This is a genomic window from Amycolatopsis sp. NPDC114484 (assembly GCF_055633755.1).
The window spans coordinates 54,248-78,237 of record NZ_JBVKDQ010000012.1; the positions used below are offsets into that span (position 1 = coordinate 54,248).

23 protein-coding genes are annotated in these 23,990 nt (G+C 70.7%); 12 read left to right on the top strand and 11 right to left on the bottom strand.

Annotated elements, in window-relative coordinates:
- Positions 1–24: 24 nt before the first annotated feature.
- The 3 genes from ACZ7SW_RS27170 to ACZ7SW_RS27180 all read right to left on the bottom strand — a co-directional run bounded on the left by ACZ7SW_RS27170 (position 25) and on the right by ACZ7SW_RS27180 (position 2,909).
- The gene (locus tag ACZ7SW_RS27170) at positions 25–465 is read right to left on the bottom strand and encodes an Asp23/Gls24 family envelope stress response protein (protein WP_470233181.1); all 441 of its coding nucleotides are present in this window, start codon (positions 463–465) and stop codon (positions 25–27) included.
- Between the two features lie 57 nt (positions 466–522).
- The gene (locus ACZ7SW_RS27175; RefSeq protein WP_470233182.1) at positions 523–2,700 is read right to left on the bottom strand and encodes an ATP-binding protein; all 2,178 of its coding nucleotides are present in this window, start codon (positions 2,698–2,700) and stop codon (positions 523–525) included.
- 62 nt (positions 2,701–2,762) lie between these two features.
- Entirely contained in the window at positions 2,763–2,909 is a 147-nt protein-coding gene (locus ACZ7SW_RS27180) for a hypothetical protein (protein WP_470233183.1), read from the bottom strand.
- Between the two features lie 498 nt (positions 2,910–3,407).
- On the opposite strand from ACZ7SW_RS27180, the gene ACZ7SW_RS27185 reads away from it, so the two are divergent.
- Positions 3,408–4,367, top strand: a complete 960-nt coding sequence (locus ACZ7SW_RS27185; protein ID WP_470233184.1) for a hypothetical protein — start codon at positions 3,408–3,410, stop codon at positions 4,365–4,367.
- A gap of 290 nt (positions 4,368–4,657) precedes the next feature.
- Positions 4,658–5,308, top strand: a complete 651-nt coding sequence (locus tag ACZ7SW_RS27190; protein WP_470233185.1) for a sigma-70 family RNA polymerase sigma factor — start codon at positions 4,658–4,660, stop codon at positions 5,306–5,308.
- 115 nt (positions 5,309–5,423) lie between these two features.
- Here ACZ7SW_RS27190 and ACZ7SW_RS27195 read toward each other — a convergent pair whose 3' ends face one another.
- Positions 5,424–5,840 carry an STAS domain-containing protein gene (locus tag ACZ7SW_RS27195; protein ID WP_470233186.1) on the bottom strand — a complete coding sequence of 139 codons (417 nt, stop codon included), beginning with the start codon at positions 5,838–5,840 and terminating at the stop codon, positions 5,424–5,426.
- A 261-nt stretch (positions 5,841–6,101) separates the two neighbouring features.
- Between ACZ7SW_RS27195 and ACZ7SW_RS27200 the strand changes: the two genes are divergently transcribed.
- A complete protein-coding gene (locus ACZ7SW_RS27200; RefSeq protein ID WP_470233187.1) occupies positions 6,102–6,809 on the top strand; it encodes a S1 family peptidase in 708 nt (235 codons plus the stop codon).
- Positions 6,810–6,856: 47 nt separating this feature from the next.
- Here ACZ7SW_RS27200 and ACZ7SW_RS27205 read toward each other — a convergent pair whose 3' ends face one another.
- The 4 genes from ACZ7SW_RS27205 to ACZ7SW_RS27220 form a co-directional block, all read right to left on the bottom strand.
- Positions 6,857–10,081, bottom strand: coding sequence for an ATP-binding protein (locus ACZ7SW_RS27205; RefSeq protein WP_470233188.1), 3,225 nt, complete (start codon positions 10,079–10,081; stop codon positions 6,857–6,859).
- A complete protein-coding gene (locus ACZ7SW_RS27210) occupies positions 10,078–10,704 on the bottom strand; it encodes a hypothetical protein (RefSeq protein ID WP_470233189.1) in 627 nt (208 codons plus the stop codon). The genes ACZ7SW_RS27205 and ACZ7SW_RS27210 overlap by 4 nt, the downstream gene beginning before the upstream one ends.
- 64 nt (positions 10,705–10,768) lie before the next feature.
- On the bottom strand, positions 10,769–12,376 hold the full coding sequence (locus tag ACZ7SW_RS27215; RefSeq protein ID WP_470233190.1) for a KGGVGR-motif variant AAA ATPase: 1,608 nt from the start codon (positions 12,374–12,376) through the stop codon (positions 10,769–10,771).
- Positions 12,377–12,380: 4 nt separating this feature from the next.
- Positions 12,381–12,956 carry a TIR domain-containing protein gene (locus ACZ7SW_RS27220; protein WP_470233191.1) on the bottom strand — a complete coding sequence of 192 codons (576 nt, stop codon included), beginning with the start codon at positions 12,954–12,956 and terminating at the stop codon, positions 12,381–12,383.
- Positions 12,957–13,146: 190 nt separating this feature from the next.
- On the opposite strand from ACZ7SW_RS27220, the gene ACZ7SW_RS27225 reads away from it, so the two are divergent.
- Positions 13,147–14,115 carry an SEFIR domain-containing protein gene (locus tag ACZ7SW_RS27225; RefSeq protein ID WP_470233192.1) on the top strand — a complete coding sequence of 323 codons (969 nt, stop codon included), beginning with the start codon at positions 13,147–13,149 and terminating at the stop codon, positions 14,113–14,115.
- Positions 14,116–14,475: 360 nt separating this feature from the next.
- On the opposite strand, the gene ACZ7SW_RS27230 is transcribed toward ACZ7SW_RS27225, so the two are convergent.
- Together ACZ7SW_RS27230 and ACZ7SW_RS27235 are read right to left on the bottom strand one after the other, a co-directional pair.
- Positions 14,476–15,381, bottom strand: a complete 906-nt coding sequence (locus ACZ7SW_RS27230; RefSeq protein WP_470233193.1) for a serine hydrolase — start codon at positions 15,379–15,381, stop codon at positions 14,476–14,478.
- 4 nt (positions 15,382–15,385) lie between these two features.
- A complete protein-coding gene (locus ACZ7SW_RS27235) occupies positions 15,386–16,270 on the bottom strand; it encodes a LysR family transcriptional regulator (protein ID WP_470233388.1) in 885 nt (294 codons plus the stop codon).
- Between the two features lie 104 nt (positions 16,271–16,374).
- Here ACZ7SW_RS27235 and bla point away from each other — a divergent pair, with 104 nt between their 5' ends.
- From bla to lexA, 8 genes are all read left to right on the top strand, one after another.
- Positions 16,375–17,262: a class A beta-lactamase gene (gene bla / locus ACZ7SW_RS27240; protein ID WP_470233194.1), complete on the top strand. Its 888-nt coding sequence runs from the start codon at positions 16,375–16,377 to the stop codon at positions 17,260–17,262.
- Entirely contained in the window at positions 17,259–17,780 is a 522-nt protein-coding gene (locus ACZ7SW_RS27245; RefSeq protein WP_470233195.1) for a D-alanyl-D-alanine carboxypeptidase family protein, read from the top strand. The genes bla and ACZ7SW_RS27245 overlap by 4 nt, the downstream gene beginning before the upstream one ends.
- 136 nt (positions 17,781–17,916) lie before the next feature.
- Complete coding sequence (locus ACZ7SW_RS27250; RefSeq protein ID WP_470233196.1) at positions 17,917–18,669, top strand: hypothetical protein; 753 nt, start codon at positions 17,917–17,919, stop codon at positions 18,667–18,669.
- Positions 18,670–18,807: 138 nt separating this feature from the next.
- Positions 18,808–19,530: a hypothetical protein gene (locus tag ACZ7SW_RS27255; protein WP_470233197.1), complete on the top strand. Its 723-nt coding sequence runs from the start codon at positions 18,808–18,810 to the stop codon at positions 19,528–19,530.
- Between the two features lie 40 nt (positions 19,531–19,570).
- Positions 19,571–20,296 (top strand): maleate cis-trans isomerase family protein, encoded by a 726-nt coding sequence (locus ACZ7SW_RS27260; protein ID WP_470233198.1) that lies wholly within the window; start codon positions 19,571–19,573, stop codon positions 20,294–20,296.
- Positions 20,297–20,359: 63 nt separating this feature from the next.
- Positions 20,360–20,722: a VOC family protein gene (locus tag ACZ7SW_RS27265; protein WP_470233199.1), complete on the top strand. Its 363-nt coding sequence runs from the start codon at positions 20,360–20,362 to the stop codon at positions 20,720–20,722.
- Between the two features lie 32 nt (positions 20,723–20,754).
- Complete coding sequence (locus tag ACZ7SW_RS27270; protein WP_470233200.1) at positions 20,755–21,210, top strand: MarR family winged helix-turn-helix transcriptional regulator; 456 nt, start codon at positions 20,755–20,757, stop codon at positions 21,208–21,210.
- A 771-nt stretch (positions 21,211–21,981) separates the two neighbouring features.
- A complete protein-coding gene (lexA, locus tag ACZ7SW_RS27275; protein WP_470233201.1) occupies positions 21,982–22,635 on the top strand; it encodes a transcriptional repressor LexA in 654 nt (217 codons plus the stop codon).
- Positions 22,636–22,698: 63 nt separating this feature from the next.
- Here the strand turns inward: lexA and ACZ7SW_RS27280 are convergent, their stop codons facing one another.
- Positions 22,699–23,958, bottom strand: coding sequence for a Bcr/CflA family multidrug efflux MFS transporter (locus ACZ7SW_RS27280; protein WP_470233202.1), 1,260 nt, complete (start codon positions 23,956–23,958; stop codon positions 22,699–22,701).
- Positions 23,959–23,990 lie beyond the last annotated feature (32 nt).

Below are 23,990 nucleotides of genomic sequence, written 5' to 3' on the forward strand. Positions count from 1 at the left end.
CACCCACCCAGGCTGCGTCCCGGCTCACTCCACCCGCCCGGACTCCGCCGCGCCGTCCTCCCCGTCCTCCGGCAAGTGCAGGTCCGTCACCGCGATGTTCACCTCCACCACCTCCAGTCCGGTCATGTGCTCCACCCCGGTGACCACGCCGCGGCGGATCGAGCGGGACACGTCGGCGATCGAGGCTCCGTATTCGACCACTACCTGCAGGTCGACGGCCGCCTGCTTCTCCCCGACCTCGACCGACACACCCTGGCCCGCGGAGGCCGTCGCGCCGGGGATGCGTTCCCGGATCGCCGAGAAGGCTCGTGCGGCGCCACCGCCGAGGGCGTGTACTCCGTGGACCTCGCGGGTGGCCAGGCCGGCGATTTTCTGCACCACGACGTCCGCGATGGCGGTATGGCCCTGGCCGGTGGCGAGTCCGGGCTTCTGCGGTTCCGTCTTGCGCGCGGTCGAGTCAGGCATCGTCTCTCCCTTGTCGGGTGAACAGGTCGTCAGGAAGACACGCACAGTCCGGGAATCTCACGCGCTATGGAGCCGGGGATACTCAGCCCGTACAGCCGCCTCGCCCACGGTCACCGGGTCCAGATCAGGATGCGCGGCCTCGGCCCGTTCCCATTGGGACGCTGCCTCGCTCGCGAACCCTTGCGCCGCAGCGACATTCCCCAAACCCAGGTAAGCCCGCGCCGCCTCATGGGTGCTCCCGCAGGACTCCGCGCGGGCCGCGGCTTCCCGGTAAGCCGACTCGGCTCCCGGGTGGTCCCCCAGGCGGAACCTCGCCCAGCCGAGGCAGTTCAATCCCATCACGACGTCCAGTTCCAGCCCCAGTTCCTCAAACACCGCCAAGGTTTCCTCGACCAGCCGGGCAGCTTCAGCGGGGCGGCTCAGTGCGGTCAGGACCAGTGCGACGCCCCGCATCGTGATGGCACCGCTGCGCCGGTTGCCGGTCAGGTCGTAGAAATCGGCTGCGGACCGCAAGTCCCGCAGGGCTTGTTCGTGGTTGCCTCGGTAGTGCTCCGCCCAGGCGGAATGCGCCAGCGCGGTCGCTTCGCCGTGGCGGTCGCCGATTTGCCGGTACTCCGCCAAAGCCTGGCGGTAGCAACGGGAAGCCTCGTCCAGATCGCCGCGGTCGACATGGGCGATGCCCAGGTTCGCTGTGGTCGTGGCGGCGGCCCAGCGATTGCCGACCGCCTCGGCGGCGGCGCGCGCCCAGCGGTGCGTCGCGATCCACGGGTCCCACAGTTTGGTCAGGTAGAAGAAACCGCGCAGAAAGAACGCCAGTTGCCAGCATCGGTCCGTCTCCCCCGCCCGGCGGCAGAGCGCGACCAGGTTCGGCCATTCGGCGCGGAACCAGGCGATCGCGCTGTCCTGGTCCGGGAACTCCACCTCCGGCAGCCCTGGCGGGTAGGTCACCTCCGGGCGGTACCGCGGGCCGCTCAGCATCTGGTCGGCGCGTTCCGCGGTCGCGACCGAGAAATCGGCCAGGCGGCGGAAAGCGTCCTCGTCGGCCGCTTCGGAGGCGGCGAAAACCCTTACCAGGTCATGGAAACCGTACCGGCCCAGTTCCGGCTGGGTGAGCAGGTACGCCTGGTGCAGGCGGTCCAGCAGACGCTCCGCCGAGAGTGCGTCCAGGGAGCCGAGCGCTTGCGCCGCGGTGCTGTCGAAATCCGGTCCGGGGTGCAGGGCGAGCAGGCGGAACAGCCGGGCCTCCGGCTGGTCCAGCTGGCGGACGGACAAGCGGAACGCGGCGGCGAGGCTTCGTTCGCCGTCGTCCAGTTCGCCCAGCCGGCGGGTCTCGTCGGCCAGGCGGCGCTCCAGTTCCGCGACATCCCACGCCGGGTGGGCGCGCAGGCGGGCCGCGGCGATGCGGATCGCCAGCGGGAGACGGCCGCAGCGGTCGGCGATCCGCAGTGCGGCACCGGAGGTCGCGCCGGTCAAAGCCGCGACCAGCGCGGTGGCGGAGGCGGAGGGGAGAACCCCCAGCGAGACGTGCTCGGCTTCGTCCAATGCGGGCAGCCGGGAGCGGCTGGTGATCACGACGCGGCATTTCGGTTCGGCGGGCAGCAGCGGACGCACCTGCCCGGTGCTGCCCGCGTTGTCCAGCACCAGCAGGAAACTCCGGCCGCGCAGGCAGGTGCGGAAGAGCGCGGCGCGGTCGCCGGGATCGGCCGGGATCCGTTCTGCGGGCACCTCCAGGATCCGCAGCAGCCGGTCGTGCGCGTCGGCGGGAGCGACCGGGTCGCCGGAGGTGCCGCGCAGGTCCAGAAAGAGAATCCCGTCGGCGAAAGACGGTTCGAGCCGGTACGCGCACCGCACCGCCAGCGCCGTTTTCCCCGCGCCGCCCATCCCCGAAATCACGCATACGCCGCCGTCGGACTCGAGAATCCCCCGCACGGCCTGGGATTCCTCGTCGCGGCCGGCGAAATCGGCGGTCACCGGGGGAAGGCCGGACGGGCGGACGTCCGGCCGGGTTCGACGTTTCCCGGTTTCCGCGGGAACCAGCGAAGTAAGGGCTCCCGGAGTACCGAATTCGGATTCACACAAGGCTGCGAGTGCGGAATTCGGGGCAGCAAGGCCGGTTTCGACTTTGCTCAGGTACCCCTTGCTGTAATGCACCCGCCCGGCCAGATCGGTGAGCGACAGCCCGGCCGAAACGCGCAGCCGCCGCAGTTCCGCCCCGAACGTCGCGCGCGCTGTCATCCGCCTCCACCCTCTTCTCGCCCCCAGTATGACGATCCGGCACACGCCGGGCCGTGGTTTCGTCACGGCGCGGTCCGCACCGAGACCGGCGGCGCGACCGGCGCGGGCCCGCCCGGCTGGCCGAGCGCGACCCCGGACACGAGCGCGACCCCGGTCAGCCACAACGCGGCCCGCACCAGCAGAGAAAACGAACAGACGACCTTCATCACAGCAGCTCCTTCAGCGGATTTCCGCCCGCCTGATCGGCGGCCTGTCCCGAGAATGCGGGACCACGCGGCAATCGGGGAAGGAGTTTCCTGTTTCCGCCTTAATCGCGTGAACGGGGAACACGAGGCAACACCGGCGGCGAATTACCGCCGGGACGGGGGCGAAAGGCATATTCGGCTTCGGCAAGCCGGGAGCCTGCGGGCAGGCTAGACCCAAGCCCGCCGCCGGCGCGGCTCGCGAGATCGAAAACCGCGCCAGCTGACCGGCCGCCAGCAACGGGGACAAACCTCCCGCCGCTGATAGGGAGCAGTCACCCGCCGTTTCGGGAAGGCGCCATCCGAGCGAATTTCCGGCGCGGATAAACCCGAAAGCACCAGCCGGACGCGGGAATGGGAAATCATTCCGGTCACAGTCCGTGCGCCGATGCCGGGCAAGGCTGGACATCCCCGCCCGCATTGCGGAACAGTGGCTGCGGGCGGGGAGACGCGAGGGAGGAACGGGTGGAACCGAACGCGGCGGACTTGGTCGCGGAATTGAAAGTGCTCCGCAAGGGGCGCGGCGTATTCACCACTCCGCTCGGGATTCGGGTCGGCCCGGTCCTGCGCGAGGTGTGCGGGATTCCCGACAACGCGGAAAACGTCGAGATCCGCGACCGGCTCGCGCACGTGCTGGAGCCGCTGGCCAAGACGCTCCCGGACGACCTCCGGATCGCCGTGCTCGCGGCGTTCGCGATGCACGAACCGGCGCGCAAGCCGTTCTACCAGGAGCGGGTGCACTGGGCCGCGCGCGAACTGGACCGCGACGACCGCACGATCCGGCGGCGCATCGACGAGGGCATCGAGCACGTGGCGCACCTCGCGCTCGCCGGCCCGCGCGAGGGAGGCGGAAGACCTGTGCCCGACGGCAGCTGGCACACCGAACTGCTGCGCGTCTCCCTTGCCCTGGACCAGGATCGGCCCGAGGTGTTCGAGTTCCGGCGGATCGTGGCCGACGCCGACGAGATCGACGAACTGGACCTCGCGCTCACCCTCACCACCACGTCCGCGACCTCCGGGCCGGTGCGGGAAAGCGATCTGGACGTCGACGTCTTCCACGGCGGCACGCTCGTGCGCCGCGCGATGGAGTCGAACGACCGGGTCGGGCTGGCGCTGCACCTGGCCGATCCGCTGCCGCGCGGGAAAACGCACGACCTCGCGCTGCGGTTCCGCGCGGAATTCCGGCATCCGCACTACGTCTGCGTGCCGCGGCATCCGGTCGACCGGTTCGACCTGCACGTGCGCTTCCCGGCCGCGCCGCCGACCGAAATCGTGCGGCTGGACCGCGTGTTCCAGGACGACGCACGCGATCTGGGCGCACGCGGAGACGTGGTGAGCCCGGACGGGTCGGGCGAGGTGCACCTGCGGTTCGACCATCTCGCGCCCGGTTTCGCCTACGGCATCCGGTGGGACCCGGCCGGCTGAACCTCGTCCGCCGGCCGGGCCCGCGGCCGCGGTCAGTGCGTGATCATCGCGATTCCCCTTCCCGATCGGGACGACTCTCCGACCGCACCGGGATCGCCGCCGCGCCGGAACGCGCTACCGGCGGGGCGAAGCTGTCCAAGATCTGTCCAGGTCCGCGCGGAACTCGTTGCCGCGCAACGGACAGAAGCTGGACAACACCCGCGCGGACGCAACATCCGGGACCGGACCGCCGACTCCCGGATCGAACGGGCGAGACCACCGCGGCCGCCCGTAGGAAAGGACCGACCCCTATGCCCACCGCCACCGTGCCCGAACCGGCCGAAGGCTACGTCCCGCTCGCCGCGCTGCCGCGCCCGTCCGGGCTGGCGCAGCGCCTGGAGACCGTGGTCCGCGCGGCCCGCGACGGCGTTCCCGGCGCGGCTCCGGAACTGCTGGCGCTGCTGAAACCGGTGATCGCGCGCTACTGCCGCGCCCGCATCGGCGGACGCGACCTGTCGTACCTGTCGGCCGACGACGTCGCGCAGGAAGTGTGCATCGCGGTCCTGCAGGCGGTCGCGGGCTACGAGGACCGCGGCGGATCGTTCCTGCACCTGGTGCGCGCGATCGCGGCGAACAAGGTGGCCGACGCTTTCCGCGCGGTGTCGCGGGACCGCTCGCGGCCGGTGTCCGACGTCCCGGAGAACCCGGATCTGCGCGAGGGCCCGGAATCGCACACGCTGACCGCCGACCTCGGCGCCTCGCTGGGCAGGCTGCTGGCCGGGATGCCGAAGCTGCAACAGGAAATCCTGACGATGCGCGTGGTCGTCGGGCTGACGTCGGCCGAAACGGCGAAGGCGCTGGGGATCTCGCCGGGCAACGTCCGGGTGACGCAATGCCGCGCGCTGGCGAAGCTGCGGGAGTCGATCCAGGAGCAGGGGCTGGCCGACGCGCTGCTCGCGTGAACTCGCAACATCGCCCGCAGTGGTCCGGACCACTCGCGAAAAAACCTCCGAAGTTCACCCGCTCGGGCCACCTGGCCGCTTCGGGCAGGCCCGAAACGCCCGGATCCGGACCGGCTCAGCCCGCGTCGAGACGCCGTTTCATCCGGCGCAGGAACGCGATCCGGTCGGTCTCCACGCGGACCGCCGTGCGGTCCGGATAGATGTCGAACACGCCGGTCATCCCGGTCTCGGCGAGCCGGCGGCCCGCCTCCCCGGAGGGGTGCGCGAGCAGCCGCAGCACCACGCCCTCGGCGGCCGCGCGGTCCTGGGCGGCCCGCAGGACGTGGACGCCCGCGTCGCTCAGCTCCGTCAGCCCGGTCAGGTCCAGCACCAGCGCCATCGGGCGCTTCGCCAGCGCGAACGTCACCGCGCGCACCACCACCAGCGCGGTGCCGGCGTCGAGTTCCCCCGCCAGCAGCAGCGTGAGCACGTCGAGGTCGTCGTAGCGGTACGACGACTTCAGCCGTGCCGATCCCTGTGAGCCGGCTTCCATCCGCGTGCTGCGCTCCCTGTCCAGGCGGGGCCCGTCGCGCCCGCTCGTCCACCCGACACCATTCTGGACCTCGGGGCACGGTGACCGCGATCACAGTCCACGTCCGCGCCCCGAGAACCCGGGCTGGTCCGCTTGTCCTACGACGAAAGTCGGGAACTGTGTCAGCCCGACCTTCGGCGGGTTCCGTCATTTACCGACATTCACGACGGTGGGTCAGTACCTGACCACTCACTCCCCGTACCCCACCGGAGATGATCACCAGTGCGAATCGCGCGTACCGCCGCAGTCCTGTCCGGCTTGGCCTTCGCCGCCGTCGCCGCGGCCTCGCCGGCCGCGGCCGCTCCCGCCCAGCCCGCCATCATCGACGGCAGCACCGCCGACTCCCTGCACGCCGCCGCCCGCATGTTCGCCGGCGGCCAGGAACTCTGCTCGGCCACGATCATCGCGCCCGACTGGATCCTCACCGCCCGCCACTGCACCCAGGGCGCCGGCGGCAAGCAGATCACCTTCCACGTCGGCAGCCTCGACCAGACCCAGGGCACCGAGGTCTCCGCGACCTCGGTGCACGACTCCCCCGACGCCGACATCTCGCTGGTCCAGATCGACCAGAAGGTGCAGACCGAGTACGCGCCGCTCGGCGCCGCGGGCGACGTCAACGTCGGCGACACCGCCCAGGTCTACGGCTGGGGCGCGACCTGCACCGACCAGCCGGAGATCAACTGCCAGTCGCAGGTGCTGAAGGTGGCGAACGTCCAGGTCACCTCGGTCGACTGCCCGGACGGCGCGGCCGGCGTGTCGGTGTGCGCGAACCGCGGCGACGGCATCACCGCCGGCGGCGACTCGGGCGGCCCGATGTACGCCAACGGCAAGCAGGTCGGCGTCGCCTCCACCAGCGACCGCCAGTCCTACACCGCCTACATCAACGTCACCCAGTACCGCGACTGGATCCAGTCGGTCGCGGGCGTCTGATCCGCAGCGGCCCGGGCCCGGACGGATCCCCGGCCCGGGCCGCTGTTTCACCCCTCCCCTCCTCCCTCCCCGTTCCTGGCCCGCGCGAGCACCTCGTCGAGGCGCAGCGGGCTCGCCGGGTGGTGGCTCAGGCACAGCGGCGTCGACACCCGCCGGAACCCGAACGCCTCGCCGGACACGTAGAACTGGGCCCGCTCCAGCCGCGAGATGTCCGCCACCGGGCTCCCCTTCGCCCGCGCCATCTCGTTCGCCGCGGCGATCTGCGCCGGGCTGTTGAGCCGCCCGAAGAACTGCGTCATCGCGTTGCCGGCGATCTGGTTGTGCAGGCCCTTCGGCGCCTGCGTCGCGAACAGCAGCCCCAGCCCGTACTTCCGGGCCTGCGCGGCCAGCACGATCGTGCTGCGCGTGCTCGCGGTGAGCGAGCCCGACGCCGCGAGCGTCTGCGCCTCGTCCATCACGAACAGCGCCCCCAGAGGCCGGTCCCCCGCCGGATTCCGCTTGATCCACGCGAACAGCTCCATCTGCAGCTGGTTCACGAAACTCTGCCGCTGGGCCTCGGACGGCAACCCGGCGAAGCTGATCACCGAGATCCGCGCCCGCTTGCCGTCCGCCGGAGCGAGCAGCACCGCCGGATCCACCGGTGTCCCGGTCCCGGCGAACAGCGGATCGTTCACCATCGCGGCCTTGAGCAGCTCCGCGACCTCGGCGGCGATTTTCCTGCCGCCGTTGAGATTCGTGACGCCCTCGGGAAGATCTCCGAGGACGTCGATCAGCTCCGGCAGGCTCCGGGAGCCGGTGCGGGCGTGGTGCACGACCGCCTGCCGCAGCACGGCCGAGCCGAGGTCGGCCTTCGCGGTGCTGCCGGTGAGCCGGGCCTGCGGCGCGAGGGCCGCCACCGCCACCTCCACCGCCGCGGAGAACTCGTCCTCGTCGTCGAGCACCCCGGCGAAATCCGGCAGCGGCTCGAATCCCAGCGGACGCCCGGTGGCACGGCCCGGCGTCCACACGACGACGTCGGTGCCTTCGAGATAGCGCTCGGCGAGCTGGGCGTCTTCGGGCCCCCAGCCGCTCGGCGGGCTCGGCCACGCGTCGCCGAGGCGGGCGAGGTCGTTGTTCGGATCCAGCACGATGGACGACACGCCGAGCAGGGCGCATTCCTCGATGATCCGGCGCAGCAGCACGGTTTTTCCCGATCCCGAACCGGCGAAGACCGCGGCGTGCTTGCGCAGAGCGGAGAGTTCGATGCGGACGGGCTTGCCGGAGCCGGTTTCGGTGCCGAGGGCGAGGGTTCCGTCCGGGGGCGGGTGGGTTCCGTCGGAACGGGGGGCTTGGGCGCTTCCGGTGCGGTGCGCTCGCGGGGTCTGCACCGGTGAGGGGGCGGGTTGGGGGAAGAGGGACGGTTGGGGTGCCGGGTTCGGGGGTCGCTGGGTCACCGGGGGCTCGGTCGCCTGCGCGGCGCCATGCGGGCGAGGTGCGGCGTCGGGCAGGACTCCGGACAGCAGCTGCGAACGCCGGGCCGGCCTGCGGTCGATGAGCCACTCGTGGACGTCCGGGCCGCCCTTGACGAACATCTCGTCCAGCGCCCAGAACGTGCGGACGTCCGCTTCGGACATCTTGAGCCGCTTCCCGCCCGCGGCTTCGAACGCCCTCAGCTCGGCTTGGGTCTTCTCCCCTTTGGACCACGAGGAGTTCCGGATCAGCACCAGATGCCGGTTCCCCGCGCCGGCCCGCAATCCCGCCGCCGACCGGGCCTTCCGGAAACGGCTGAGCACGGCGATCGGGTTCTTCGCCGAGATCGCGCGGAACGCCCAGTGCTCTTCGAGATCCGAGGCCTCGTCGAGGGTGTGCGTGAGCCAGGCGTGGAGTTCGTTCTCGCTGACGCGGGTGTCCCATTCCATCTCGTCGTCGCCGACCTCAGTGATCCAGCCGCGCAGGGCGGCCGACAGCAGCCGGGGCATCACCTCGTCCTCGACCTTGTGGTCGAGCAGCGCCGACGGATCCGCGTCCGAGCGGAGTTGCTCGAACCACGCGTCGAGTTCGGTGAAGCGGTCGGGTTTCGGCTCCGGGCGCGCCGGCAGCACCGCGGGTGTGTCCGGATTGAACGTCGTCAGCTCCTGCACCCGTTCCGCTCGCACGCAGGCGTCGATGTGCGAACCGATCCGCTTGAGGATCTCCCGCGGCGTGTTCTCCTCCCACGGCCCCTCGAAGGCCGCGGCCGCCACCGGCCAGGTCTGGTGCGGCGGGGTGAAATCCATTGCCGCGTAAGCGAACCCCAGCCGCCGCTCCACCAGCTGCCTGCCGACCTCGGCGTCCAGCACCCGGCCGAGCGTGAGCGTTTCCCGGAACCGGTCGGGCACCGTGTCCGCGGCTTTCCCCTTGATCTGCTGCCAGGTCGCGGGCAGGCAGGCGAGCACGGTGAGCGTCCGCCGGGTGATCTCGCGCAGTTCCATCAGCCCGTCGGCGATCTGGGCGACGAGCAGGTTGTTGTCCTCGCGGCGGCCGACCTCCTTCGCCTGCAGATCGGAAACGGCCAGCAACGTGTCGAGCTGGTCGACGCCGATCACGACCGGCCCGGTGAGCGCGAGCAGCCGGGTGATGTCGTGCACCTGGTCCGAGGCGGATTTCGGCTTCGCCCTGATCCCCCACTTGCGCCGGGCCCCGGATCTCGATTCCTCGAAGCGGCCGAGGTAATCGTCGCCGACCTCGTTCTGTGTCAGGTCTTCGGCGGCGTACAGCACCAGCGCGCGGGCGGTGTCCGCGCATTCGACCGCGACCTGCCGGTCCAGTTTCCGCAGTCCGATCAGGAACGCGTCGACGTGCGACCGGCTCAGTCCGCGTCCGCTGATCAGCGCCGAAGTGCTTTCCCACGGCACGTCGCCGCGCTCGCACACCCGGCGCACGAAGCTGCGCGCCTGCGGCTCCGCCGAATCGTCCGAGCGCAGCAAGCCGCGGCGCAGCGCGTCGGCGGTGTCCTCCCAGAACGCGTCGCCCGCGGTGAGATCGTCGAGGAAGAAGTAGCCGCCCGCCCGGTGCGCCGCCCGCCGCACCATGCCGAGCAGATGGGTTTTGCCGACCCCTTTCATGCCCTGCATGACCAGTCCGATGGGGCTCGGCCCGTCGGACGCCGCGGCGTCGCGGATGCCGACGTCGATCGCGGCCATCACGTCCGGGTGCAGACCGTCCACGTGGTACGGGGAATCCCGCCACACGTGGTCAGGCGTGTCCGCCCAGTCGAACCGCAGGGTCGCCAATACCGCCAGGTGTTCGATCATGACACCTCGATGGAGAGCAGATGATTGTCCTCACCGCCAATGCGCACGGCCGCTTCCTTGTCCTCGGCGGTGAGCGCCTTGCGGTTGGACTCGGGCACCAGATGCGCCTGTCCGGTACGGCTCAGCTGTTTGAGCACCGCGTCGACCTCGGCGACCGCCGCGTCGCCCAGCAACGGCCGCAGATCCGCCAGGCCGACCCAGTCCCGGGGAGAGCGGGCGAGTTTCCGGTACGCCGTGCGGATCAGCTCCTCCAGATCAGCCGCCTGCGGCGCGTCGCTGCCCGCGAACACCTCCTTCAGGGAAACCTTGTGCAACCGCAGATACTCGAAAAAGCCGTGCAGCGCCAGGTAAGCGACCACGGTCAACGTGCTCCGCACCGGTTGCGGCGGGGACAGCGCGGCGAGTTCCTCCTCGCACCATTCCCAGCCGTCGTCGGTGAGCTGGTGCACGAACGCGCGGCCGGATTTCTTGCTGCTGACGTACTTTTGGTTGAGCTTCAGCCGGTCCCTCCCGTCGAGCGCGAAGCCCGCGGTCTTGCGCAGCTCCGGGTTCGACATCTCCCGGCCGTGCACCATCAGCGCGAACATCGCCGCGGACTGCTTGTGGCTCAGTCTTTCGTGCATCCGCCGTCCTTCCTCGGGGCATCCCGGCCGCGGGCGCGGGCGGGCGTTCTGGGGTCGAGCGGGTCTAGCCGTTCACCCGCACGTCGAGCACTCGCTGGGCCCAAGCCAAGGCGTCGCGGACCCATTGCGGCGGCGGCACCGCGCCGTCGTCGTCGCGCCGCCAGCGCAGCAGCACGGCCAGGTCCGCGCCGAGTTCCTGCGCGCGCACGCTGTCCCCGGCTCCGACCGCGGCCGGCATTTCGCCGGCGAGGTCGCCGACGAGGTCCCACAGTCCCGGCCGCAGCAGGGCGTGCTCGGCTTGGCGCAGCAGGGAAACCACGTCGGATTGGCCGGTGTCGACCAGGGTCCGGCCTGCACCGATCTCGTCGGCAAGGCTGCGCGCGACCCTCGCCGGTCCGGTCGCCGGGCCGAGCCGCAGATACCGCACGCTGCCCAGGTAGCCGGACAGGTCGCGGGGGTCGGTGCCCTCGGTGAGCACCAGGATCAGCTTGCGGTCGTGGCCCAGCGTGCGGTGCAGGAACAGCTCCGCCTCCGCGGACTGCCACCGGCTCGCCTTGCCGTCGATCACCAGGCACAGGTGCTGGGCCTCGGCTTCCGCGCGGCCGAGCCGGGACCGGTCGCCGGACAGCGATTTCCCTACCTGGATCCCGAGTTTTTCGAGCTCTTCCGCCACCGCCCGGGAGGCCGTCAGGTTCGAGCGCGGCATGCTCACCTGGATGTCGTAAGCGAAATCGTTCTTCTGCGGACGCACCGCGGCCACGTAAGCGTCCCGGTTCTCCTCCAGCAACTCCGTGCGGTCGAAGGAATGCGCGATCACCGCGGCGACCGTTTCGAGCGCGAAGCCGACCTGGTCCGCGCCGGGACTTTCCTCGTGCAGCACCGGAAGCTGCTCGCCGAAAGTCCAATACGACACGTACGGCAGGGTCAGGTGCCGAGCCATCGTTTCCGGCGGGACGTCCTGGTCCAGCCAGGGTTCGAACAGGCTTTCGGTCTCCTCGACGCAGAACTTCCGCCACTTCTCCGAGCGGTCGTACTCCTCGCGCGTGTCGAACCGCGAGAGCACCGGCAGCACCGGCAGCTGCGGACGGTCATACGGCAGGGCGTTGCGGGCGACGTTGGCCCGTTTCGCGATGTCGACCGCGCCGCGGACGCTTTGCCGGTTCGCGGTGTAGAGGACGACCAGCCGGTCCGGCAGGTGCGCCGCGCAAATGCCGCCGACGTCGGAGATCCCGGTGCGGCTGTCGAGGAGAACGTAGTCGTAGCTGGAGGTCCAGTGCTCCCGGCACTTTTCGAGATACGCGCCGAAGCGGTCGTCGTACAGGCTTTCCCAGTCGATTCCCTGCACCTGCGCGGGATAGTCGAGACCCTCGCGGCCGGCGGCGAGGAAATCCAGGGTCCCCGGCGTGTTGTCGCCCGCGGCCAGCCGGAGGATGTGCCGGTCCGGCTGGACGGTTCCGGCCCGGAAGTCGGCCACGAGGTCCACCACGCCGCCGTCCGGTTCGCGGTCCAGCATCGGGCGGAAGTAGTCGGTCAGGCCGGGCGCTTCGAGGTCCCAGTCGACGCACAGCACGCGATGGCCCCAGCGCGCCAGCAGCACGGCGATGTTGGCCAGCGCGAAACTGCGGCCGACGCCGCCCTTGAACGAGTAGAACGTGATCACGGTGCCGGTCATCGGTTCAGAACTTCGGGACGCGGGAGGTCGGCGGGTCGTCCGGCACCGGGGTGAGCACCGGCCAGTCCGAGCGCCACGGCGGAGCCGCGCTGATCAATTCCTCCACTTCCTCGGCGATCTCGTTCATTTTGTCGTGGAAACCGATGTACTTGGGTGAAACCTGGAAATGCTCGTACGGATGGTTCCAGTCGGTCAGGTTCTGCCACCGGCGCTGATGGGCGAACGGCGGGAAATTCTTCGAATCGGCGTAGATCACCGGGTAGATCAGCGTGGCCGGGCGTTCGCCGCCGGCGAGTTTCTCCCGGTGCGCCATCGACGCCCATTCGGCGAGGCACCATTCGTTGTAGAAGTACTGCCCGGACGCGACCGGGACGAGAATCCTGGTGCGCTGCAAAGCGTTGCGCAGTTCGTCCGGCCACCGGTCGCCGACCCGGACCGAGCCGTCGAAGAACACCCGGACCTCCCGGTCGAGGTTTCCGTCGAGCAGTTCGCGCAACCGCGGCTGGAAATGGTTGCGCACCCACCGGGCGATCGGATCGGCGGTTCGCAGATAACTGATGAAAACGTCATAGTGGTACACCTGGGCAGCGCTCCCCGTCGATTTCCGCGTCCTGGCGATCCGACCTCGGCCCCCGACGATACCTTTGGCGCGCGCCCGGACAAGGGACAGATTCTGGACACTTTGTGGCCGAAAACCCGCGCCCGCCCGCCGGGCCCCGCGCCGGACCCGAAACTGGACCGGTCGCCGCCGCCGGAATTCGAGGAGCCCGATGTCCGCCCCGACCGCACCCCGGATCTTCATCAGCTACGCCCACGACACCGCCGCCGAGCACTACCGGCAGGTCGGGACCTTCGCCACCTTCCTCCGCGCCCGGCTCGGGCTCGACGTCCGCCTGGACCAATGGGACGACGCCTCCCGGCTCGACTGGTCGGCCTGGGCGATCCGGAACATCCGCGCCGCCGATTTCGTGCTGGTGGTCGCCTCGCCGAACTACCGGCGGCGCGCGGACGGCGAGGCCCCCTTCGACGAGGGCCGCGGCTCCCAGTTCGAAGCGCGGATCATGCGCGACGCGCTCACCCGCGACCTGGAGCGCGAGACCAGCCGCATCCTGCCGGTGGTGCTGCCGGGCGCTTCCGTCGAGGACATCCCGGCGTTTCTCACCCCGTATTCCACCACGCATTTCCGGATTTCGGAATTCACCGACGACGGCGTGGCCGGGCTGCTCTCCGCGATCACCGGACGCAGCCAGAACGAACGCCCGGTGCGCGGGACATGGCGCGGGACACCGGATTCCGCGGCCGGACCGGTCCTGGCGACCGAGCTGCCCTGGCGCGAGAAGAGCGCGGACATCGCGACCGGCCCGGCGCGGATCGACGGGATCGGTTACGAGCACAGCGTCGTTTTCCGCACGGCCGGACCGACTTCCGGCGCGTGGGCGTTCGCGGAAATCGACCTCGGCGGTTCCTACGCGCATTTCACCGCGGTCGCCGGCGTGCTCGACGACGCCGAGGACGCGGCTTTCCAGACCGGCCTGTTCTGCGTCCGGCTCGACGGGGAAATCCGCCACCTCGACCATTCCGCGTTCGGCAGCCCGCGGCACACCGAACTCGACGTCACCGGCGTCCGGCGGCTGCGCCTGGAGATCCGCCGTCCCGCCGCGGGCGTCTCCCCGGCGGGCCCGGCCGCCCGCACGACCCGCCCGGCCGCGCTGGCCTGGGGAAATCCCACCCTGCGCTAGCCGCCCGGGCCGAGTCCGTGAGGGGAACCCGGAGGGAATCAGAGTCCCTCGGGGTTCCCCTCACGGACGCTCAACAGCAGCGTTTCCTGCTCGCCGAGGAAACAGGAAACCCCTTGTCCGCCCTCGTTCCCGGATCGCATTCTGGGTGCACGCCGCTCGTTCCGGGCGGTTCGCCGAGAATCACGGAAATCCGTTAAGCCGCGAAACAACGCTATTTCGCGGCCGGGATTTTCCGTGCCTGGATCCGGGAGGGAGGTGGCGGAATGCAGACGCACGGAATCGTTCTCATCCTCACGCTGCTGGGCCTGGCCTGACGCGGAACCGGCCGGATTCGCCGCGAGGGCGGATCCGGCCGCCCGCTCAGCCGCGAGCCCGCAGATGGTCCCGCAACGCCCGCGCGACCCGCGCCATCAAAATCTCCGCCTCCGGCTGAATCGCCGCGGGCACCCGGGATTCGGTGAGCGCGGCGACCGCGAACGACTGACCGTCCGAATGCTCCACCACGCCGATCTCGTGCCGCAAGTTCAGCAATGTCCCGGTTTTCGAGGACCACTTGGCCGAATCCGACGCGAAATCCGGCGCGAGCCGTTGCCGCAGCAGGTTGTCGCCCATCAGCTCGCGCACCCGCGCGGACACGTCCGGGTCGATCTTCGACGGCGTCCACAGCGCGGTCAGCAGGTCGGCGAACGCGCGGGCCGAACCGGAACTCGCCCGCGAAACGTCCAGCTGCCGCACCGGATGCCCCTGTCCCTCGGTCACCGCGCCGATGGCGAGCGAATGCGCGAGATGCACGTCGGCCGCGGCGAACCGTTCCACCGGCGTATCGCTCAGCTCCCGCACCGAATGCCGCACCGAGATGCCGGTGATGCCCCACTCGCGCACCGTCCGGGTGACCTCCGCGGGCGAGGTGAGCGCGAACAGTTCGTCGGCGGCGGCGCTGTCGCTGATCGAGGAAGCCAGGTACATCAGGTCGGCCACCGCCACCCGCGCCGGATGGCGGAAGCGCGACAGCCCGGTCGGCCCGGCGGTGTCGATGCGGTCGGGTTCGATCTCCACCGACTGCGCGCCGTCCAGTTCGCCGCGCCGGATCCGGTCCTGCGTCACCGCCACGAGCGGGACCTTGACCAGCGACGCGGTCGCGAACTCCAGATCGGGCTCGATCCCGATCTCGCGGCCGGACCCGAGATCGCGGACGAGGAACGAACCGCGCAGGCCGCCTTCGTCGAGTTCGTCCCGCAGCCGCGCCAGCAGCGCCTCAGTGTTCACGGCGTCAGTCTGCCGCAACGCTCGCGCCGAGACAGCGGGCGATCGCCGCGCGCAGCGGCGTCCGCACCCGGTCGACGTCGTCGCCCAGCCCGGCCGCCACGTCGTATCCGCGCGCGAGCCGGACGCCGCCCGCCGGACGCCACGCCAGCCCCAGCTCCCGAGCCTGGTCCGCCGAGCACAGCAGCAGATCCGCCGACCCGATCACGCTCGCCGCGGCCGTCGTCAGCGTCGCCGCGACCTCCACCTGCGCGGGCAGCAGCCCGGCCGCGTCCCGCGCGCGGAACACCCGGTCGCGCACATGCGGCACGTCGTCCTCCGGCTGCACCCACACCCGGCGGCGCGCACCGGCCGCCCGGCCCGCGCGCAGGGTTTCCAGATGCACCACGGCTTCGTCCGGCTCGGCCTCGCTGGCCAGCCCGAGCGGCACTGTCCACACCCCGTCCTCCGGCGGCACCGCGACGAGCGCGGCCCGGACCTCCTGCGTCCGCACCAGCTCGGCCCGTTCCGCCGGCCCGGCGACCCGGAACTCCAGGAACACCTCCACCGTCCGCGCCTGCGCCTCGAGTTCGGCGAGGTCGCGAGTGGTCGAGGTGTCCGGGACCGCCAGCCGCAACGGCCGCCGGCGCGCGCGCTGAGCGTCGTGTTCCATCGCCTCGGCGAGCCGGACCAGGCGTTGCGCGGACGGCAGCAGGTCCCGGCCGAACGGCGTGAGCCGCGCCCGGCGCGTCGACCGGTCGAACAGCCGCTCCCCCAGGTGCCGCTCGAGCGCGGCGATCCGGCGGCTCGCCACCGGCTGCGGGATCCGCGCGACCGCCGCGCCGCCGGTGAAGCTCCCCGCTTCGGTCACGCTCACGAACGCTTTGCAGCAGCCGACCAAGTCCACGACCAGAGCTTATGCCAGATACGCATCGTCTCGCACAAAAGTGTCTTGGCCCGCATGAACCGGCCCGGGGCACGCTTCGGGGAGTTGATCGACTTCGGAGGGAGAACCCCGTGTTCCGCAGGCTGACCCTGGCCTCGTTCGCATTGGTCGCGCTAGCCTCGTGCGCCGCACCAGCACCACCGGTCGCCACCGCGCCGCCCGCCTCGCCCGCCGCGGCCAAGACCGTCGTCCAGCCGGATTTCGCCGCGCTGGAAAAGGCTTTCGACGCCCGGCTCGGCGTCTACGCGATCGACACCGGCGACGGCCGCGAGGTCGCTTATCACGCCGACGAACGCTTCGCCTACGCATCGACGCACAAGGTGTTCAACGCGGCAGCCATCCTGCACCGAGGGGACGATCTGAACCGGACGGTCACGATTCGGCAAAGCGATCTCGTGCCCAACTCCCCGATTACGGAGAAGCACATCGGGGAGCAGATGTCGCTACAGAGCGTCCTCGACGCTGCGCTGCGTTACAGTGACAACACTGCGGATAACCTCATGTTCCGCGAAATCGGAGGTCCCGCCGGGCTGGCCGCGGAGCTTCGCCGGCTGGGGGATACGGTCACCCACGTGGACCGCATCGAGCCCGCTCTCAACGAGACGAGCCCTGGTGACGTCCGGGACACGACCACCCCGCGAGTCTGGGCCAAGGACCTGCGCGCCGTCGCGCTCGACTCGGGACTCCCGGCGGACAAGCAGGCCGTGCTCGCCAAGATCATGCGCGCCAACACCACCGGCGCGAACGTGATCCGCGCCGGCGTGCCCGCGGACTGGCAGGTCGCGGACAAGACCGGGTCCGCCGATTACGCCACGCGCGACGACATCGCCGTGGTGTGGCCGCCGCACCGGGCCCCGATCGTGCTCGCCGTGCTGTCCGACCACGCGAAGAAAGACGCCAAGACCGACGACAAACTGATCGCGCGGGCCGCCGCCGCGGTCGTGAAGGCCTTGCAGTGACTGGAATCTACCGAGTGGTCACCCACGTGCTCGCGGTGCTTTTCGTGCCGGTCGCGTGGGTGGTCGCGCGGGGCCGGGCGCGGCACGTCGCGTGCCAGTGGGCGCTGGGGGCCCGCTATCCGGCCGAAAACCTCGCCGGGCTCACGCCCGGCACGTACGCCGCGTTCACCGCGGCGCGGACCGAAGCCTTGTGGCGGCACGGAATCCTGCTCGGCCTGACCTCCGGCCACCGCGACGCCGCCACCCAGGCCGACCTGTTCCACGCCGAAGTACAGCGCGCCGGTTCGCACGAACTCGCCCTGCATCTGACGCTCCCGCCCGCGCAATCGCAGCACGTGCAGGGCGTCGCGCTCGACGTGCGGCCTTACGAAGGCGCGCAGTGGCTCGAGGTCCACGGTGGACGGTTCGGCCTGTATCGCGTGTACGACAACGAATGGTGGCACTTCGAGTACCACCCGAACGGCCGACCGCAGCGCCTGCCGCATCCCGGCTACGCCACCACCCGCGCCGCCAGCTGAGGCCGGTTCGTCCACTGTGGACCAGGCCGGAGTCACTGATATGTGACGAAATCGGGCAAGCCGTAACGAACCTCCGGACCGGGCGATAAGCGGATGTGCCCGGGGGTGTCCTGGGCCTGTCCCGAACGGAAAACGCATGATTCGCCCGGTCTCGAACCGTCTCTTCCTGCGCTACGGCGCTGTCGCGGCCGCCGCCGCGCTCGCGTGCACCGCCTGTTCCGGCTCCGGCGGGAACGCCGCGCCGCCGCCAGCCGCCGCCGTCGCGGCCGCGAGTTCGTCGGCCGCGCCGTCCGCCGCGCCGCTCGACGCCGCGACAGTCGGCGACACCGTCAAGGCCGCGATGAAGAAGGCGACCGCGGTCCACGTCAAGGGCTCGAAGAGCGAAGACGGCAAGATGAAGGTCGACATGCAGTTCAACCGCGACAGCGTGAGCGGCTCGATCGAGAAGGACGGCGTCGAGGTCCCGGTGCTGCGCGTCGGCGACAAGGTCTGGATGCGGTTCAGCAAGTCGCTGACCAAGGAGGCCCGCCTGCCCGCCGAGGCCGCCGCGATGGTGAACGACAAGTGGGTCTCGCTCGACTCCCAGCTCGGCCAGGGCCTCGGCGAGGTGTTCAAGCTGTTCCTGGACTTCGACGTCTTCATCGGCTCCATGGCCGACGACGTCGACAAGACCGGCTACTCCGCGGGCGAACCCGCCGACGTCGCGGGCACTCCGGCGTTGCGGTACCGCAACGGCAGCAGGACGATCTTCCTCGAGGCAGCCGGCACGCACCGCTTGCTGCGCCTCGAATCCCCGTCGGAAGGCACGATGGAGTTCACCGGCTGGGACCAGCCCGTCCCGGCCAAGGCCCCGCCCGCCGCGGAGATCTACTCCGGCCCCGGCTCCTGATCGGACGGTCTCTCGTCCACTGTGGACCAAGTGGTCACGGATCCATGACAGAGACGGACAAGCCGTAACGGACCACCGGGCCAGGCGATAAGCGGATGCGCCCGGGGGTGTCCCGGGCCCGTCCCGAACGGAAAACGCATGATTCGCCCGGTCCCGAACCACCTCTTCCTGCGCTACGGCACCCTCGCAGTCGCCGCCGCGCTCGTGTGCACCTCCTGCTCCGGCTCCGGCGGAAGCGCCGCGCAACCGCCCGCCGCCCCCAGCCCGGCTGCGAGTTCTTCGGCCGCGCCGCTCGACGCCGCGACCGTCGGCGACACCGTCGCGAACGAGATGAAGACCGCGGCCGCGGTCCACGTCAAAGGCAGCGACGGCCCGACGAAGTTCGACATGCAGTTCAACCGCGACAGCGTGAGCGGCTCGATCGAACAGGACGGCGCGGCGGTGCCGATCGTCCGCGTCGGCGACAAGATCTGGATCAAGTTCACCCGCGGCATGGCCAAGCTGGCCGGGCGGCCCGCCGGAGCCCGCTCGCCGCTGGACGGCAAGTGGGTGGCGACGGACTCCCCGATGATCCGCGGGCTCGGCGAGAAGTTCAAGGCCTTCCTGGACCTCGACGCCTTCGTCGGCGCCATGGCCGACGACCTCGACCAGCCCGGCTACTCCGCGGGCGAACCCGCCGACGTGGCGGGCGCCCCGGCGACGCGGTACCGGAACGGCGGCAGAACGATTTTCCTGCGAACCGGATCGCACCGGCTGCTGCGGTACGAGTCCCAGGACCAAGGGACGATGGAGTTCACCGGCTGGGACGAGCCCGTCCCGGCCAAGGCCCCGCCCGCCGCGGAGATCTACTCCGGCTCCTGAAGTTCTGCCGCCGAAGCGAACGGGTGCGACACTGCCCGAGATGATCGGTCTGCTGTATCCCACCCGCGATTGCGCCGAAGACGACTTCACCGCCCTGGCCGGATGCCTGGACGCCCGGCCAGGCGTGGAGTTCGCCTACGTGCCCTGGGCCCGGCGCAAGGTCGGGCGGGAAGACGTCCAGACCGCGGTGCGCGAGCTGAGCGAACCACACCGGCTGGTCCGAGCTGCGGCGACCTTCACGACGTCCCCGCGCGTGGTCAGCTGGGCGTGCACGAGCTGCAGTTTCATCGACGGCGTCGCCGTGGCCAAGAGGCAGACCGACGCGCTGACGGAGACACTGGGTGTCCCGGCGAGCAGCACGTCACTGGCGTTCCTCGCGGCCGCGCACCGGCTCGGCTTGGAGCGGGTCGCGCTCGCCTCGGTGTACGCGCCCGACATCACCGACGCGTTCGCGGCTTTCCTCGCCGAGGAAGACATCGCCACCGTGCACGCCGTGTCGGCCGACGCCGGTTCGGACCGCGACCTGGCGTCCTGGGACAGCGACCGAATCCGCGAGCTCGTCGACTCCGCCGCTTCCCCGGACGCCCAAGCCGTCCTGGTCCCCGAAACCGCCCTGCACACCGCGCCGCTGCTCGCCGAACTCGAAAACCGCGCGGGCAAACCCGTGCTGACGGCCACCCAAGTGACGCTCTGGCACTGCCTCACCCTGCTCGGCCGCCCGGCCGCCGGACCCGGTCTCGGCACCCTGCTCTCCCACCCGCACTGAGGTCCACTGTGGACTGCCGAACACCCGTGGATAACGGCGCCTGATCGCGGGTATCCGCCGATCATGAGCAGCCACCTGATCGCCGTCACTGTCGACTGCCGCGACGCCGAGGCGCTCGCCGAGTTCTGGCGGGAAGCGCTGGGCTATCCGCCCGCCGAGAAGTGGCCGGACAGCCACGGACTCGTCTACGTCGAGCTGAAAGCGCCGGACCGGCCGTCGCTGCTGTTCCAGCCGGTGCCCGAGGGGAAGACCGGCAAGAACCGGCTGCACCTGGACATCGCGCCGGACACGGTGGAACAGCGCGACGAGGTGGCCCGCCTCGTGACGCTCGGCGCGAAAGTCGTGGAAGATCCGGAAAACGACCATTGGATCGTGCTGAAAGACCCTGAAGACAACGAATTCTGCGTCGTGCCCCGGCGGTCCTGACCCGCGTCCGGCCAAGGGCTACGATCTTCGCCGTGCCCGAGTCCCGAGTGCCCGCCCGTCCCGATCTCGGGATGCTCGCCGGGCGGTTGCTGTTCGCGGTGCAACGGGAGCTGTTCACCGCGCTGGCCGCCGAAGGTTTCGGCGATTTGAGCCCGCGCCACGGTGCGGTGCTCGCCTACCTCGGCCCGGACGGGGCGCGCGCGACCGAACTGTCCCGGTTGTCCGGACGGCGCAAGCAGGTCATCGGCACGATGGTCGACGAACTCGAAACGCTCGGCTACGTCGAACGCCGCCCCGACCCGGCCGACCGGCGCGCGAAACTCGTCTGCCCGACCGAGCGCGGACAGGCCATGATCGGGGCCTCGGCCCGCATTCTCGCCGGGATCGAGGACCGGCACGCCCAGCGGCTCGGGCGGAGCGGGTACGCGGAGTTCAAGCGGGTGCTCGCCGAGGTCACCGACGAGCAGCGGCACTTCGCCGGGCAGTGATCACTGGCCCGGCCACCCTGCTGCGGCGGGCCGGAAGCGGGCCATCGCCCCGGCATCGGCTGCTGCGGATAAGACGGTTGCCGCGGGTACGGCTGCGGCGTGCCTGGAGCGCTGTACTGCTGCGGATATTGCGGCGGAACCGGGCCGGGCTGCGGATACTGCGGTCCCGGGTACTGCTGCCTCATCGGAACCGGCCCCGGATACTGCGGCGTCCCTGGAACCGGTGCCCCGTAAGGCATTCCGTATCCCACCGGCGGAGCCGCCTTCGCCGACACCGCGGGCAGCCACAGCACCACCGCGAGGACAGTCATCACGCCGAACGCGACGCTCTCTTCCCAGGAATGGGTAAAGATCACCAGGACGAGCGCGCACAGCAACTGCACCGGCGCGCCCCAGAGCAGAATCCGGCCGGCCGATTGCCGCCGCGCGAAAATCATCGCCACGCCGGCGAGCACCACGATCGCCAGCACCGCGGTCATCGCGAACAGGTAATCGTGGACGCCGGCATCGCTTCCGCCGCCCACGATAGTGCCGATCGGCCAGATCCCCCCGCGAACGGCGTAAATCTCCAGCAGCGCGAGCAACACCGCCACCGCGATGCCGATCCCCGTCGCCTTCGGACGCACCACCGGCTGAGTCATCCCCGGTTCCCTCCGTCACCCTCCGGAGGGAACACTTTACCAAGCGCCTCCACCGTCCACAGTGGAGCAACCGCGGGCACGACGGCCCCCAGCCCCCGCGACCGGCCCGGACGCCCTCTACGATCGGCCCGTGACCGCCTACGACGACATCTTCGACCACCTCGACGCTTCGGCCCTGCCCGAGCGGCAGCAGCACATCCTCGCCACCATCCGGGACTGGGTGGGCCAGCACGGGTATTCGCCGAGCACGCGCGAGATCGGCGAAGCGGTCGGATTGCGGTCGACGTCCTCGGTGTCGAAGCATCTCGCCGCGCTGGAGGACAAGGGTTTCCTGCGCCGCAGCTCCACCATGTCGCGGCCGATCGACGTGCGCGCCTTCCTCGGCGACGTCCCCTCGCGCGACGGCGGCGACTCCGTGCCGGTGCCGGTGGTCGGCGACATCGCGGCGGGCACGCCGATCTCCGCGCAGGAGCACGTGGACGACGTCCTGCGGCTCCCGCGCGGGCTCACCGGCCGCGGCACCGTTTTCGGGCTTCGCGTGCGCGGCGATTCGATGGTCGACGCGGCGATCTGCGACGGCGACATCGTGGTGGTGAAGCAGCAGCACGAGGCGCATTCGGGCCAGATCGTCGCCGCGATGATCGACGAGGAGGCGACGGTGAAGGTCTACCGCCGCCGCGACGGGCACGTCTACCTCGAGCCCCGCAACCCGGCCTACGAGGTGATCGACGGCGATCGGGCCACGGTGCTCGGCGTGGTCGTCTCGGTGCTCCGCAGCATGTGAAGTCCGTGAGGGGAACCCTGAGGGAATCTGATTCCCTCAGGGTTCCCCTCACGGACAGCGGAGTCAGTCGACGGCCACCGGAACCCGGGCGTCGACCAGTTCGTCCCGCTCGGCCGCCCGGCCCTGCCACGGCCGCGCGACGAGCCACAGCACCAGTCCGGACACCACCAGCCCGCCGAACATCACCGTGGCCATCGCGGCCGCGTTGTTGCCCAGCAGGCCGACCACCGGCGAGACCGCCGCGCCGACGCCGAACTGCACCGCGCCCAGCAGCGACGCGGCCGTCCCGGCGTTGTCCCCGTGCGCGTCGAGCGCGACCGCGGGCGCGTTCGGCAGGATCAGCCCGGCGAAGAACAGCACCGCCCACACCGGCACCGCGACGCCGAACATGCCGCCGAATCCGGTCAGCGCGGTCACCAGCAGCACCGCCGCCGAGGCCGCCGCGGCGAGGCTCGCCACGAGCAGCACCTGGTGCGGTTCGAACCGGTTCATCAGCCGGGCGTTGACCTGCGTCGCGGCGATCAGCCACACCGCGCTCGCCCCGAACATCAGGCCGAACTGCTGCTGGTCCAGCCCGTACTGCTGCTGGAACACGAACGACCCGCCGCTGACGAACGCGAACAGCCCGGCCATCGCGAACCCGGCCACCAGCACCAGCCCGACGAACGAGCGGTCGGTGAACAGGTTCCGGTAGGACCGCACGGTCGCCCGGAACCGGAACGGCTGCCGCCGCGCGGGCGGCAACGTCTCCGGCAGCGCGAGCGCCGCCGCGATCCCGCTCGCCAGCCCGATCGCGGCGAGCACCACGAAGACCCCGCGCCAGTGCGTCCACGCCAGCAGCGCGCTGCCGAGCGTCGGGGCCAGCACCGGGGAAACGCCCATCACCAGGATGAGCTTGGACAGCAGTTTCGCCGCGGCGCGATCGGTGTAGAGGTCGCGCACCACGGCCAGCGCCAGCACCGCGCCCGCCGAGGCGCCCAGCCCCTGCAGCACGCGCGCCGCGCTCAGCAGCTCGACCGTCGGGGCCACCAGGCACAGCAGCGACGCGAGCACGTGGATCGCGCTTCCGGCGACGAGCGGGATCCGCCGCCCCATCGCGTCCGAAAGCGGGCCGGCGATCAGCTGGCCGAGCCCGAGCCCCAGCACCGTTCCGGTGAGGGTCAGCTGGATCGTCGACTCCGTCGTCGACAGTTCGCGGGTGATGTCCGGCAGGGCCGGCAGATACATGTCGATGGACAGCGGCCCCAGTGCCACCAGAACGCCCAGCACGAGCACCAGCTTCAGCTGGCTCCCGGCGCCGCGCGCTTCGCGTGTTTCGTTCACGCCACTCCCCTTCGTCGTGAGCACTTGGGCAC